We start from the raw sequence: 14,213 nt of genomic DNA on the forward strand, positions 1-14,213 counted from the left end.
AATGAAGTTCATAAACGTGCTAATACAGAGTTTGCTGGCTTTGACTTTTAGTGCGTATAGTTTCGCGGTAGATAAAATTGTCCATGTCGCTGTTGACCATGCTCCACCTTACAGCCGCTTAAGTGAAAATAATCACCCACAAGGTCTCATCTTAGACATTCTTAAATATGCCGAATTAACCAGTGGAAAAAAATACAAGATTAAAGCGGTACCTTGTCCTTTCTCTCGATGTGTGCGTTTGTTAAGTAAAGGCAAAGTGGATGTGATGGGCGGACTTATTAAAACGCCTGAACGAGAAAAAATCATGTCGTTTGTCGAGCCACCTTACATGGTGTTGTCATCTTCATTTGTCTTTTATGGTCGTCAGAACAGTGATATTGAAGTGAATCGTTATGAAGACCTTCAAGGAAAGCGCATCGCTGTGATGAGAGGGGGAGCGTTTTTCCCACAGTTTGATAAAGATAAAAGTCTAAATAAAGTCGCTGTCCCCTCTGAGCGCGTTGCGGTTGATCTTGTACTCCGGGGGCGCGTCGATCTTGTCATTGCCGTGGAAGATACCGCGGACATTGCAATGGATGTGTTGGACCAGCCGATGCATAAATTGAAAAAAATGCAATATCGTCACACACAACCAATATATGGCTATATGGCAATGAGTGAGTCTTTTGCAAATTCTGGCTTAGGCGATCATATTTCGCAGCAAATGCAGACAATGGCAAAAAATAAGACATTGGATAAATTGGTCGCTCCCTATCATTTACCTAAGATACCCGCGCAGTTGATTAACCCATCCTCTTCATTGTCACCGCATTAGTTGCGTTGCTGCGACGGTTTTGAAAGCTGTTGTGCAAGCCTAAACACGAGCTGTTCAATGCGGTGATGGAGTGCTTTGGCTTCTTTTGTCTGTGGGTTTTGGTCAGTCAGTAAAATATATCCGGTCTGACTAAATGTGTTTGTAAAAAGCAATGAAGTGGCCTGTGTACTTTGACTTCGGTGATATGTATTTTGGTTATCCTTATACCAAAAGTAATGGGGATCAGGGCGCTGGTTAGTCTTAGTGTCTATTGCCGTCTTATTTAGCAATTTGCTGATATCATTGGCTGTTGATATGAGCTGATGTGTTGACTTTGTCCCTGAGTATGTCTTTTTCCAATGGGTATCCTCCATTTTAAGTGGCTTGAAAATATATCGGTGAGCTAATTCAGGGAGTGGCGTACGGGTGGCTTGTGTGAATGCATAGCTGGTAAGAGCGATGCCTAAACGAGAATAAATTGGCGTATCATCGATCAAGCCACCGTAGTGACTTGAGAAGTTGCTTGCATGGTAAAGTGAACCATCTTCGTTTAAATAGGCTGCCAGCAGTATATCTGGGCTATCATGAAAACCAATGCAGTGTGCTAGGTTGGCAGCTGGTGCGCAGGTCATGTTCGGGTTATCAATAATACCGCTCTGATGTGTCAGAAGCTGAGTCAGTGTTAAGTGCGCGTTGGAGTGTGAGAGTGCAAAAGGTAACCAATGTGCAATGGGTTCATCAAGCAAGAGATCGCCGTTTTTATTCGCACTGTGTATCGCGTTTCCAATTAAAATTTCATCTAACCCAGTGACATCAAACAGGCTGTCTGCATTGATCTGCCGTGCAACGTCATTGGAAAACCCTTGATGATAAATGGATTTACCTTGTGCAAAGACATTGACGGCGATGCTTGGAATATTGCTTTGTGTTTGCAATAACGATATTTGGCGTTCAAAGTCGTCGATATCCATTTTAGGAAAGTGCGCTTTGTTGAGCTTGTTGAGTACAAAGTCATAGGTTTCAAAACGCTGCATTTCTAGATCATATTGACTGAATGCGGGCACATGATATTCAGGTATGAAACCTGAGTGTTCGAACATATCGCCTTGTGCGTTGCGATACACTTCATTGGATAGACTCAACTGCCAACCGTTTGGCAAAGTAAGATGTAAAGCAGCAGAGAGCGCACCTGCGGTTTCCTCACCGACCAGTGTCACATGAGGAAGTTGTGCCATGGCCATCGTGAATACTTCTGCTGCACTGGCAGTGAGTTGGCTGGTGAGCAAGTATATTGGTTGTGTGTAAGCAGATGACTTGGCTTGCAATTGCTGACGCACAGGCATACCGAGCCCTGCGGTGTTGATGGCTTGTTTATTAAAAGCCAAAACATTTCTGTTAGCGAAGTAGTTTGCAATAGCCAAAGGGATGGCATCATTGCCGCCGATGTTATGTCGGATATCAATGATCATGGCTTCAGTTTCTTTGAGATCAGCCATGACGGTGTCCATCATAGTACGTGCACTGTTGAGATGTTGTATTTCAGTTGCGTCTTCTTTTGTGGCAAAGGCGGTAAAGTTATTCAGGACCAACACCCCGACATTACTTGCTGTTTTCCCCCACATTGCAGTGGCATTATCACTGTGCTCAGGTCGTGTTTTGACGCTCTCTGTGACAAGGTATTGCTGACTGATGCGCTGTGACTTGATTTGGTAGTCTTTAAAAAGCCTATTTAGGTCATGGGGGTTACCTTGTATTCGCAGTAACGCCGCATCTTGTTTTATGGCAGTGAAAATGGGCGCAGGCTTATGCGCAAAAAAGTGCTGATTGGGAGAGGATAGAGTAACATGCATATCGTGTAGCGGCGCTATCATCTCTGAAAGGAGGTGAAACAGTGCTTCATCAGACATGGTATCTTTTACTTGTCCACGGTATTGCTGATATTGCGCTTGCCAATCCAAGTCTTTGAGGGAGAAAAAAGCATAATAGTCGTTGAAGGCATGCCAAAAATAGTCAAATACCTGACTGGGGGGCACGGTACTTGATACCGTTATTGGCGACTCACACTGTGCTGGTAGTCTATCAAGCTGTGTATAGTGATGCGGGAAAACTGCCCCATGGTGTTGTATGCGTAACCGGTTTGGTTTGAGCATGGTAATGGACGACAATGTTTTCTTTGCTGCATGGTGAGTTTGAGTTGATATTTCAATGCACCCATAGCTGTTGTATTGGTAACTGAGTACGCGATTCATGGTTATTTGCAGCGCAGCCCCGTAACCGGGTTTGTGCCACAGGCCTGCCGAATGTTGTAAGTCAGAACGGTGATCTTGATTGTCCTGACAGCCAACTAATAACAAGCTTGCTGCGATTAAGCAGGAGGTGCATTTCAAAGCCAGCGTCATAATAAACAATCCTTGTGGTTTAGTGTGAAAAAGCTGGCAATGAGTCTACAGGCCACATTGAGCCAGTGCTGTAAGCTAGTTAACCAAAAGCGTCAGCAAATGTGCACGTTGTGCTACATTTTTAAACAGTTCAATACCGTCATTATGGTTAGGCTAACAAAGATGACTGATCTAAGGAGATAGACATGCGTTTTGAAAGTTTAGCCGCGAAATATTTTTCTATGAGTGAGGATGTGTGGCAACGACATGCGAACCCTTGGAGTGTATGGACGCGTTATACGTGTTTACCGCTGTTGATTGCGTGTATTTGGTGGCGTGATATCTTCGGAGTATGGTTCTGGCCTGTGCTAGTTGCATTAATTGTCTGGATTTGCATAAACCCTAGGTGCTTTAAAAAGCCCGCTCAAACAGATAGCTGGGCGTCGAAAAGCGTGCTTGGGGAGCGTATCTTAATTTACCAACGTGAGCGAGTAGCTGTGCATCACTTTAAAACATTAGATGTGATATCAGCACTTTTGTGTGTATTTACAGCGATGTGTGTTGCTGGATTATTTTTTCATGAGGCGATCAGTACGTGCTGTGGTGCAATTGGTGTGATCCTAGCAAAAACATGGTTTTTGGACCGCATGGTCTGGATTTACCAGGAGGCTTCCCGCCAGCAGGATGCCAATCAGTGACAGTCGCACACGCGCTAGACCCTTTGGACGCACCTCGATGATGTTGCATCATATTCCGCTCGCTAATTAAACAGTCTTGCTGGTTTCGTTTTCATCTCTCCTCTACATCTGTCATGAGTCTGGGTGGTGGCAAGGCGTTCTTTGATGGATCGCAGCATAGTGGTGTATTTATTATATTAGTTATTACTAATATTAGATATTTCTAATATATGTGGCTATACTGCCATCAAATGAAGGTGAAATGGATATAACATTGAAAGCACAAGACATGGCGCAAAGCGCTGAACATGCAGAAGCGTTACTTAAACTGATGGCGAATAAAAACCGTTTGATGATCTTATGCAGTTTGTTGCAGCAAGAGATGAGTGTCAGCGAGCTTAATGCGCAGGTCCCATTGGCTCAGTCAGCATTGTCGCAGCACCTGGCTGGGCTTCGCAAAGCCGATGTGGTGGCAACGCGTCGTGATGGACAAACAATTTATTACCGCATCGTGGATGATAAAGTCATCGCCATTTTAGCACAGCTATATCAACTATTTTGTCAGCCGCAAATAGATGAGGGATCCAACTGATGTTTGCTCGCGTCATGACGCAGTTACTGCATAGTCGTATCCCTTTATTCATCTTACTAGTTAGTATGATTTTAGGTGGATTGGCTCTGCATCAGACTGCGCGAGAAGAAGAGCCGCAAATTGTTGTGCCAATTTTGGATATCCATGTCGAGGTGCCTAATGTCGCGGCATCTGAAGTAGCGCGATTGGTGACCGAACCACTAGAGAAAATACTCAGGCAAATCCCAGGTGTTGAACATGTATATTCGACCAGTCTATCTGGCAGTGTTTCAGTGACATTGCGTTTTGAGGTCGGTGAAGATCGTGAGCGCGCCATTCTCAATACCTACACCAAGTTATATGCCAATGAAGACCGGATGCCGAGTGTGGTTCAGCGCTGGCAAATCAAGCCGGTAGAAGTGGATGATGTCGCGATTCTTATGTTGGGTGTATACAGTGAAGATCCTGCTCAATATAGTGATTTTGAGCTGACACGGATTGCGCAAGAAGTTTCGACGCAGTTACAAACAATCAAGGATGCCAGCGAAGTGACCGTACTTTCTGGTCGAACGCGACAAATTCAGGTTGAGCTCAATGCCAGTGCATTGGCCGCGCATCACACTACGCCGTTGGACGTACTAAAAGCAATTGAGTATGCCAACCAACTTGAAAACGTAGGAGATTTTATTGTTGGCAATCAGCAATGGCAGCTGCAAGCCGGCGATGTGTTGCGCACCACCGAGCAATTAAGCCAATTGGTCGTCAATGTCGTCAATGGTAGACAAATTTATCTTGCTGATATCGCTGTCTTGCGAGATGGACCCAGTGAACCACGTAATTATCAATGGATAACGCGTGATGACCAACAGCGTAATTTACCCATGGTGACCTTGAGTGTGGCCAAGCAAAGAGGCAGCAATGCGGTGATGGTTGCCGAGCAGAGTCTGGCGATGATGCAACGGCTTGAATCTGAATTATTCCCGGCAGGTGTACGGTATCAGGTATTACGTAATTATGGCCAAACGGCAGATGAGAAGGTAAACAGCCTGACAGCCAGTTTAGCCTTTGCCATTGTCACCGTTGTGGTTTTTATTGGGCTCTTTTTAGGGTGGAGGCAGGCGCTGATAATAGGCTTGGCTATCCCTGTTTGTTATGGGATCACGCTCAGTTTAGGGTACGTATTTGGGTATACCATTAATCGTGTCACTCTTTTTGCTTTGATCCTCGCGTTAGGGTTACTGGTTGATGACCCTATCACTGGCGTCGATAATATCACGCGTTTCTTGCGTCGTAAGCAAAGCGGCGCCAATCAATCAAACCGTACCAATACCATTGTGGCTGCGATGCTCGAAGTGAAGATACCACTATTAACATCGACACTCACTATCATTGTGGCATTTATCCCGCTGGCATTTATTACTGGCATGATGGGACCTTATATGGCACCCATGGCGTTTAATATTCCTGTTGCAGTGATTGCATCGACTTTGGTTGCCCTGTTTGTTACTCCTTGGTTGGGCAACAAATTACTCAGTGGTCAAACAAATACGCAGTCACAACACAGTAATCAGTGGTATAGAAGGGCACTTCGCGGACTGTTAAGCAAACCGACTCGAGTAAGGTGGTTGCTTTGGTCAGTGCTGGGTTTGTTCATTGTCAGCGCGAGCCTACCCTTGTTGCGTGCGGTACCACTCAAATTATTGCCGTTTGACAATAAAAACGAAGTGCAAGTATTGATTGATATGCCACGTGGTAGCAGTTTAGAGGCGACGGCAGCAATGACGCAGCGTGTGCAAGACATTGTCTGGCAATTACAAGAGGTCACTACAATAGCGGCGTATGTTGGACAGCCATCTAGTGTCGATTTTAATGGCATGGTGCGAGGGTATTATCAGCGTCATGGTAGCCATCTGTCAGAGCTGAGAGTGTTGTTAGTCGACAAACAGATGCGAGAGCATCAGTCTCATGCGGTGGTACTGAGAATGCGGAGATTACTGGCACCACTGATCCAAAACGGTATTCGAATCAAAGTGGTCGAGGTGCCGCCAGGTCCTCCTGTGATGTCGACGCTGGTGGCTGAAGTGTACGCCACTGACGTATTTACACACAGAGCAACGCACATCAAAGCGGCTTATGCGCTTAAAGATAGGCTTGAGCGAGAAGCTCATGTGACTGAGGTCGATATGTCTTTGGTGCCCCCTGAAACGCGGCAGCGTTTTGTATTAGATAAACGCAAAGCCGCGCTTTCAGGGATCGTTACGCAGGATGTGAATCAGACCTTAAAAATTGCCAGTGGAGGTTTGGTTGCTGGAGTATTACAAGTACCCCATGAAGTCACTCCGCTCGCCATCGAGTTACAACTACCTTTTGTCGATCGAAATCAGTGGCCAGTCCTGAATGGACTCCAGCTGAGAGGCACAGATGCGTTAGCAAAAATGACCACGGGACAGGCGCTTGAAAGTGCTACGTCACCCTTGGTGCCTTTGGGTGAGCTTGGGCAATGGCAGTCAGGTGTGATTGAACAGCCTATTTATCGCAAAGATCTGAAAGAGGTGATTTATGTGACGGCCGAGCTCAATGGTAGAACCCCCGCAGCAGTGATCGCAGATATCGTCAATGATGAAGGCAAAACGTCGCAGCAAACTCAGTTGCCTTGGCAATCTCGGACATTTTTAACCAATGGGGCTGGACTTGGGTGGCAGTTGCCGGCTGGGACAGAATATCGTTTCACTGGAGAAGGGGAGTGGCGTATTACTGTCGATGTATTTCGCGATATGGGGATCGGCTTTGCCTTCGCGCTAACGGCGATTTTTATTATTTTACGATGGCAAACGTCATCGACTGCGCTTGCGGGGATCATTATGTCGGCCATTCCATTAACCATGATAGGGATCATGCCGGGTTTTTGGTTGTTAAATCAATTTGGCGAACGCACTATTGCGGGGGCACCTGAGCCGATATTATTTACTGCCACAGCCATGATAGGCATGATAGCTTTGGCGGGGATTGTGGTGCGCAATAGCCTTATTTTAGTTGAGTTTGTTAATCAGCAACGCGCACATGGGGTTGCGATAAAAGAAGCGTTATATCAAGCCGGTGAAGTACGTATGCGCCCTGTATTACTCGCTGCTGGCACGACCATGCTAGGTAACTTAGTGATCATATTAGATCCCGTATTTAGTGGTCTGGCACTGGCGATAATTTTTGGCACTTTGGCCTCAACGGTACTGTCCTTGTTTATCGTGCCAGTGGTGTATTTTTTGGTATTTAAAGAAACTGAGCAAAAGGGGGCTGGCAATGCGCTTAGCAATTAAACATTGGCAAGCGGTGGGGGCTTTCGCTGCGCTGGGTATTTTACTGGGGGCGTTTTCTGGCGCGTTCAATAGACAGCTTGAGCCACAATTACGGAGTAAACCTGCTGAATATCGCGGTGAACATTACCTTGTCACCCAGCGAGATGTGTTACCTGAGGATTTTGTCAGTGCCAGTTTAGTCGCCCGAGAGAATACACAAGTATCTAGTCGTGTGTTAGCACAGTTGCATACGCTTGAGGTGCGTGCAGGTCAATTGGTTAACAAGGGCCAATTATTGGCGACTTTGGAAGATACGCAGTTGCGTGCTTCCATGGAAGAAACGCGTGCACAAAATCAAGCCAATGAAGCGTTGTTATTACAAGCGAAAAAACAGTTGGCACGCAATGAAGCATTATTTTCGAAAGGGCTGGTTGCCAGCAATCAAGTGGATGAATGGCAAAGTAAAGTGGACGAACTCAGTGCACGCCGTATGGCGTTGGCAGAGCAATTGAGTGGTGCACAAGCTGCTTTAAGTTACACTCGATTACATGCGCCTTTGTCCGGTGTCGTGGTAGAGCGACTGCAAGAACCTGGAAGTATGCTCAGTCCAGGAGTACCAATCTTAGAGATTTTTAATCCAGCGAGCTTACAAGTCAGTGGCGCAGTGCGCTCTAGCTTGGCTGGTGAACTCAAAGTGGGTGATGAGCTGCAGATTGAGTTAGGTGCGTTGAATAAAACGGTGGTGGGTGAAATCAGTGAAATAGTACCCGTCGCAGATAGCTTGGCCAGACAGTTTCAAATCAAGTTAGATATAACACCGCCAAATGGGGCTAAACCGGGTATGTATGCCCAAATAAGGTTGCCGTCAACGCCTATTCAAAAGGTGGTCATTCCGCAGCATTATGTTCAGCGCATTGGGCAGCTAACCATGGTGCTGGTTATCGAGCAAGGTATAAAGCAGCGGCGACTTATTCGTTTGGGTCATCAAGTGGGTGATGATGTCGTTGTGATCTCTGGGCTGGTTGAAGGTGAGATGCTGGCATTGACCAGCATCTAATTCATCATGATTAGATAAACGAAGCGATCTCATCTAATGATTTTTTAACAAGTGCATGCTCAGGTACCGTCGCATCTTCAGCAGGGTAGCCTGCGATTAGCAGCATATATGGGCGCTCATTGTCTTTATCACGTTGACAGATCTCCGTCAAAAAGCTCATCGGCTTAGGTGTATGTGTTAATGTGGCTAAGCCTGCATTGTGTAGCGATTGGATCAAAAAGCCAGTCGCGATACCGACTGATTCATGCACGTAATAATTGGTGTTTTTATCTTCTGCATGGATCCCACCTTTCTTTTGGGTAAAAATCGCAATTAGCCAAGGCGCATGTTCCAAATACGGTTTTTGCGCATCTGTACCCAGAGGTTTCAACGCGTCTAGCCACTCGTCACCTGCTCGACCTTCATAAAATGAACGCTCAAGTTGTTCGGCCGCTTCCCTGATTTGTTTTTTTACGTCACTGCTGTGGATCGCCACAAAATGCCATGGCTGGTGGTTTGCCCCACTTGGTGCCAGCCCAGCGGTTTTAATACAGGTTTCGATAACCTCTTTTGGTACCGGACGGTCACTAAAACTACGAATAGTATGCCTACGTTGCATAAGTGAGAAGTTTTCATCGGCGCGCTGCTGCATTTCCTGCGGCGAATATTCTACAAAGTCGGTGAGTGGGATATTGTCATGGGCTTTCATGGATGTGATTCCTAGTTACTTGCTGTGTGGTTTTTATAACTTGTGATTATAAAGGTTTCAACTTATTGCGTATTTTGATTAACATAAAGTTTCCATAACAGTGGCAAAATAAGTTTACTCTGGCGTGCAGTGAAGTGACCAAAATCATATTTATGTATATTGATTATAAGAATAATTTGCTCAATGTTTGTCTGCGAGTTAGATACAATTCTGGGCGAAATAACGGAGTGTAAAGGAGAAAGTAATGTATCAGCATAAATGGGTATCAGGAGAGGCGATACCACTTCCGGTCGGTAAAGCCGTGTGTATTGGCCGTAATTATGTGGCCCATGCGCAAGAATTAAATAACCCCATACCTGAGTCACCTTTATTATTTATCAAGCCATCCAGTGCATTTTGTGATTTTTCGCCAGTATTTATGATTAATGAACAGCTCGGTGAACACCACTATGAAGCGGAGCTCGTGTTGCTGGTGGGTGAAACCATTACTGCGCAAACAGAGGAGCCGCTATCGTCTATTTCAGGTGTTGGTGTTGGCCTCGATCTGACTTTACGTCATTTACAAACTCAACTTAAAGCGCAAGGGCATCCTTGGGAGCGTGCAAAAGCGTTTGACGGCAGCGCCTGCCTGTCAGCATTTATCGCTACGGAGGGGGTAGAGTTGTCACACGCTTTAGAGTTTAAGTTTTGGCAAAATGACCAGCTTAGGCAACATGGTGAAACCGATATGATGATTTTTAAACTAGGCCACTTACTCAAAGAGATCGCACAGTACTTTACCTTGCAGCCGGGTGACATCGTGATGACAGGGACGCCACAGGGCGTGGGCAAATTGAGTATAGGTGATACGCTTGCACTACAACTGGGTGATTGCGAGAAAGTACAGTCTCAGGTTCAATCGAGACCTCAGCAGCTTTAAACTGCAGATTGAACCGCTAGATAATTTGACTGGACTCACTGCACTCACTGGGCTTAGGCTATTGGGGTGAATCTACGTTTATCAGGAAAAATTATGAAAACTAAGCCATTAGGGACTCCTTTTAGCGCAACAGCGTGTAAAGTGCTTTTTTGCGGTGGCGGTGAATTAGGCAAAGAAACCGTGATTGAATTTAAGCGATTAGGTGCAGAAGTGATTGTCTTAGATCGGTATGACAATGCGCCGGCTATGCAAGTTGCTGATAGAAGCTATACGTTGTCTATGCTAGATGGTCAGCGATTGGCAGAAATCATTCGTTCAGAACAACCCGATTACATTGTGCCAGAAATTGAAGCGATCGCCACGGACACCTTAGTTGAGCTTGAAACCGAGGGGTTTACTGTTGTACCAACGGCTAAAGCAACACAGCTCACTATGAACCGCGAGGGGATCCGCCGATTAGCTGCTGAAGAATTAAAGATACCCACTTCACCTTATCAATTTGTTGATAGTCTCGACGGTTTTCGTGCGGCCATTGACCACATTGGTATGCCATGTGTCGTGAAGCCGATTATGAGCTCATCGGGTAAAGGACAAAGCGTGGTAAAAACACTGGGTGATATTGAGTCCGCGTGGGAATATGCACAGCAAGGTGGTCGCGCAGGACAAGGCCGAGTGATTGTAGAGGGCTTTGTTGATTTTGATTATGAGATCACTTTATTGACTATACGCCATGCTCAAGGTACCAGCTTTTGTTCGCCAATCGGGCATGTACAAGCTGGTGGAGATTATCAGCAAAGTTGGCAGCCGCAAGCGATGAGTGATCTTGCTTTGTCATGCAGCAAAGAGATTGCCAGTAAAATTACCGAAGCACTGGGTGGTCGAGGGTTGTTTGGTGTTGAGCTTTTTATCAAAGGAGATGAGGTCTATTTTAGCGAAGTATCACCGCGTCCACATGATACTGGCATGGTGACCTTGATTTCCCAAGACTTGAGTGAGTTTGCATTGCATGCGCGTGCAGTGCTTGGTTTGCCAATTCCTGTAATTCACTTCCATGGTCCTTCGGCGTCGAGTGTTATTCTTGTTGAAGGTGAGTCTGAACAGGTGCAGTTTGGTAACTTGAGTCAAGCATTGGCTGAAGCCAATACTGATCTACGCCTGTTTGGTAAACCACAAGTACAGGGGGTTAGACGTATGGGGGTTGCATTGGCACGAGATAACAGCGTGGACGAAGCCGTAGATAAAGCAAAGCGCGTAAGCGCAGCGGTTGAGTATACGATTTAACTGTGCGAAATAGGGCCGTAAGGCCCTAAGGTTTGCAGCAAAATAACCCTATAATTCAAAGTCGACGGCGTAACTTACATAGACTTTGAGATCGTCATCAGCATCAAGGTCCGTTTTAACTAGGCCGAATGTATAAGCGTCTTTACTCAAGCTGACACCATAGTCCATATAGCTGTCATCTTCTCCTGTCCACTCCATGACGGTATCACCACTTGAGTTGCCGATATGTAAGCCCAGTTCGGCATCGGTGAAAACAGGGAAAACGGCACCGAGTTCAACATAGAGCATATCTTCTTCGGTGCTGCTATCCGATTGTGCATGCGTCAGATAACTTATTTTTAGACTGACATTACGCCAACCGAGTGCACCATAGACTTCACCAAAGTCGATATCACCTGCCGCGTCTGGGTAGGCATAGTGAATATAGCCAACATCATAACTCAGCGCATTCACTTCGCCACTAAAACCGAGGTAGAAGTCCAATTCATAGCTGGTGCTGGAGGTATCGCCAAAGTCAACGTTGGAGGCCCAAGTGCCGATATAAAAGCCAGAGTCTTGACTATAGTCAATGCCACCTGAAACGGCTGCGCCATCATCAGATTGGGTAATGCCACGCCAAAAGTAATTTGAACTGGCTGCGGCATTGGCGGATACCGAGTGTTCACTGGCTGAAAAAGCGTGGGTAGAAAGGAGCACTGCACACGTACACAATAAGAGAGTTGCTTTGTTTGTCATAATGGTTCCTATATGGCACAGAATAAATCGTATTTTTAAAACGAATGTCCGCTGTAACAGGTCTACGATAGACCCGGTCGCAGCAGTATTGAAGCAATCGCAAACTGCGCGCCAATTTAAGCGCATTGACTTGTTTTTAGTTTAGGTTATTGAAATGAAATGTAATAAATTTTAGTGAGAATTAAGTTGTTGGGATGTGTATTGTAGAGGTGTGCACATCGATGGTGCGGATTATATCAGCCTGCACCGATAGTATGCAGGCTGTGTGTTAAACCATTAGCCAAATATGGTACGCATTAACTGAATGGTTTCATCTACGCTTCTGCCTTTTTCGACTTCGGCGATGATTGAGTCACGTTTAGCGCGAATGTGCTCAGGCATAGATTCATCACTAAGGGCTCTATCAACCAATGTTTCAGCAGATTCTTTGCTACGGCGTACAGATCGAGTACCAGAGGCACTTGATGTGCGTTTTGGTTTGTGTAGTAGCTTGTAATAGTTTGACGAGATAGCGGTGTCTTCGTCGGCATAATAAAACAGAACAGGTAGAAGCGCCTTGATATCAGCCAGCTTGGCTTCAAGTTCATTGCTGCCACTGGCCATTGCAAACCAAGGCATTTTAGCAATTGCTTGTACTATGTCTTGCCAGTATCGCTCAAAGTCACGGTTGTTTAAGCGTGTGATCCCCAAAGCTTGGCAAAGGGCATCAAGGCGATTGTTGCTGATAGGCGTAAATACATCAGGACGGCGCATAGCAAGAAGGCGTGTCGCAGGTGCAAGGGTCGGTTTTTCATCACTGCCATTGAACGCGCTGAGAAATGCGATGGTAAAGCTTTGGTAGTGCTCTAGTGTGACTGGACCTTCAAGTGGAATGTGCGCTAATGCATCATCGAAAGCACCCGGTAGGTCAGCCAGCTGTTGATGGAACCCTTTGGCACTTTTTGTCGAGGCAAACCACTCGACGTCAAACTGATAAATGCTGGTATCATGTTTTGCGGTATGTTTACCGGCAAATGCCAGACGGTCCTCTACAATCATATCTTGTAGTCTACTGTCGCGCAGTGCAGCAATGTAGTCCATTAACTGCAATTGCTCGTCTAGCGCCAATACCTCACTGCGCTGAGCAATGAATTCGCTAATCACAGGCCAAGGTGCAATTCTAAGTGTTTTGACCTGCAAAAAGCTAATTGCTGATATCAGCATGTCTTGGAGTTTTTTTACGGTTGGTAGCTGGTGGTCATCCAGTAGGTCAAAATTGATTCGGTTTTTAGCTACATCAAGTAACTCATAACACCAACCCAGAAAGTCTTCTGGGTGATTCTCTACTTTAACTGCCATCAGATTGAGGCTGATCTCAGTAGATTGCTTTAAGATGTTTTGGTAAATCTGACTTTCTTGTTCTCCCAAAGCCATATTTGACGGTGAAATGAGCAACTTTTTCATGCTGCGTGAGTACTCCAAGGTTAGGTTGAAATCTAGACTATTCAGTTTAGCGAACGTAACGTTAAACTGGCAAGGGCGAGGATCATACCGAGTTCTAGCACAGTTGCAATGTGGTTTTTGTGTCTTTTTTATTCTTTAATTTGAAACATGTTTTTTATTGCATGTATTTAGTGAAGTAGAGTGTCTTGTCTGTAATAGTATTTTAAGTTTTTTACGATCTTTAAATCTTGATTCACCCTTCTCAAGTGAGCGATTAAATATTTATTTAGCCATTAATAACAATGGGTTGAGTTTAAAACCCTGCGTATAAAAAGACGCTTAATAATATGACATAGCATTTTTTTAGTGTGAAATACAGTTTTACCACTGTGCGGCTTT

Annotated in this window: 11 protein-coding genes; 7 read left to right on the forward strand and 4 right to left on the reverse strand. The window is 45.4% G+C overall.

The window, feature by feature from the left end:
- The first annotated feature begins 1 nt into the window (after position 1).
- Positions 2-814, forward strand: a complete 813-nt coding sequence (locus JF50_RS21455) for a substrate-binding periplasmic protein (protein WP_039611404.1) — start codon at positions 2-4, stop codon at positions 812-814.
- Here the strand turns inward: JF50_RS21455 and JF50_RS21460 are convergent.
- Positions 811-3,192 (reverse strand): S41 family peptidase, encoded by a 2,382-nt coding sequence (locus tag JF50_RS21460; RefSeq protein ID WP_039611405.1) that lies wholly within the window; start codon positions 3,190-3,192, stop codon positions 811-813. The genes JF50_RS21455 and JF50_RS21460 overlap by 4 nt on opposite strands.
- Positions 3,193-3,377: 185 nt before the next feature.
- Between JF50_RS21460 and JF50_RS21465 the strand changes: the two genes are divergently transcribed.
- The 4 genes from JF50_RS21465 (at position 3,378) to JF50_RS21480 (ending at position 8,769) form a co-directional block, all read left to right on the forward strand.
- Positions 3,378-3,869: a DUF6653 family protein gene (locus JF50_RS21465; protein ID WP_039611406.1), complete on the forward strand. Its 492-nt coding sequence runs from the start codon at positions 3,378-3,380 to the stop codon at positions 3,867-3,869.
- 241 nt (positions 3,870-4,110) lie between these two features.
- Entirely contained in the window at positions 4,111-4,440 is a 330-nt protein-coding gene (locus JF50_RS21470; protein WP_039611407.1) for an ArsR/SmtB family transcription factor, read from the forward strand.
- Entirely contained in the window at positions 4,440-7,733 is a 3,294-nt protein-coding gene (locus tag JF50_RS21475) for an efflux RND transporter permease subunit (RefSeq protein ID WP_052262647.1), read from the forward strand. The genes JF50_RS21470 and JF50_RS21475 overlap by 1 nt, the downstream gene beginning before the upstream one ends.
- Positions 7,717-8,769, forward strand: a complete 1,053-nt coding sequence (locus JF50_RS21480) for an efflux RND transporter periplasmic adaptor subunit (RefSeq protein WP_052262648.1) — start codon at positions 7,717-7,719, stop codon at positions 8,767-8,769. The genes JF50_RS21475 and JF50_RS21480 overlap by 17 nt, the downstream gene beginning before the upstream one ends.
- Before the next feature lie 10 nt (positions 8,770-8,779).
- Here the strand turns inward: JF50_RS21480 and JF50_RS21485 are convergent, their stop codons facing one another.
- Complete coding sequence (locus JF50_RS21485; protein WP_039611408.1) at positions 8,780-9,457, reverse strand: nitroreductase family protein; 678 nt, start codon at positions 9,455-9,457, stop codon at positions 8,780-8,782.
- 244 nt (positions 9,458-9,701) lie between these two features.
- Here JF50_RS21485 and JF50_RS21490 point away from each other — a divergent pair, with 244 nt between their 5' ends.
- Together JF50_RS21490 and purT are read left to right on the forward strand one after the other, a co-directional pair.
- A complete protein-coding gene (locus JF50_RS21490) occupies positions 9,702-10,376 on the forward strand; it encodes a fumarylacetoacetate hydrolase family protein (RefSeq protein ID WP_039611409.1) in 675 nt (224 codons plus the stop codon).
- 93 nt (positions 10,377-10,469) lie between these two features.
- Entirely contained in the window at positions 10,470-11,657 is a 1,188-nt protein-coding gene (gene purT / locus JF50_RS21495; RefSeq protein WP_039611410.1) for a formate-dependent phosphoribosylglycinamide formyltransferase, read from the forward strand.
- Positions 11,658-11,705: 48 nt separating this feature from the next.
- On the opposite strand, the gene JF50_RS21500 is transcribed toward purT, so the two are convergent.
- The gene (locus JF50_RS21500) at positions 11,706-12,392 is read right to left on the reverse strand and encodes a TorF family putative porin (RefSeq protein ID WP_039611411.1); all 687 of its coding nucleotides are present in this window, start codon (positions 12,390-12,392) and stop codon (positions 11,706-11,708) included.
- Between the two features lie 276 nt (positions 12,393-12,668).
- Positions 12,669-13,835 carry a hypothetical protein gene (locus tag JF50_RS21505; protein ID WP_039611412.1) on the reverse strand — a complete coding sequence of 389 codons (1,167 nt, stop codon included), beginning with the start codon at positions 13,833-13,835 and terminating at the stop codon, positions 12,669-12,671.
- Positions 13,836-14,213: the final 378 nt, after the last annotated feature.

The organism is Pseudoalteromonas luteoviolacea (assembly GCF_000814765.1).
Lineage (GTDB): Bacteria > Pseudomonadota > Gammaproteobacteria > Enterobacterales > Alteromonadaceae > Pseudoalteromonas > Pseudoalteromonas luteoviolacea_H.

Coding starts and splice junctions, on each gene's coding strand:
- JF50_RS21480 (WP_052262648.1), top strand. CDS start 7,717: ATGCGCTTAGCAATTAAACATTGGCAAGCGGTGGGGGCTTTCGCTGCG.
- JF50_RS21460 (WP_039611405.1), bottom strand. CDS start 3,192: ATGACGCTGGCTTTGAAATGCACCTCCTGCTTAATCGCAGCAAGCTTG.
- JF50_RS21455 (WP_039611404.1), top strand. CDS start 2: ATGAAGTTCATAAACGTGCTAATACAGAGTTTGCTGGCTTTGACTTTT.
- JF50_RS21465 (WP_039611406.1), top strand. CDS start 3,378: ATGCGTTTTGAAAGTTTAGCCGCGAAATATTTTTCTATGAGTGAGGAT.
- JF50_RS21505 (WP_039611412.1), bottom strand. CDS start 13,835: ATGAAAAAGTTGCTCATTTCACCGTCAAATATGGCTTTGGGAGAACAA.
- purT (WP_039611410.1), top strand. CDS start 10,470: ATGAAAACTAAGCCATTAGGGACTCCTTTTAGCGCAACAGCGTGTAAA.
- JF50_RS21490 (WP_039611409.1), top strand. CDS start 9,702: ATGTATCAGCATAAATGGGTATCAGGAGAGGCGATACCACTTCCGGTC.
- JF50_RS21470 (WP_039611407.1), top strand. CDS start 4,111: ATGGATATAACATTGAAAGCACAAGACATGGCGCAAAGCGCTGAACAT.
- JF50_RS21485 (WP_039611408.1), bottom strand. CDS start 9,457: ATGAAAGCCCATGACAATATCCCACTCACCGACTTTGTAGAATATTCG.
- JF50_RS21500 (WP_039611411.1), bottom strand. CDS start 12,392: ATGACAAACAAAGCAACTCTCTTATTGTGTACGTGTGCAGTGCTCCTT.
- JF50_RS21475 (WP_052262647.1), top strand. CDS start 4,440: ATGTTTGCTCGCGTCATGACGCAGTTACTGCATAGTCGTATCCCTTTA.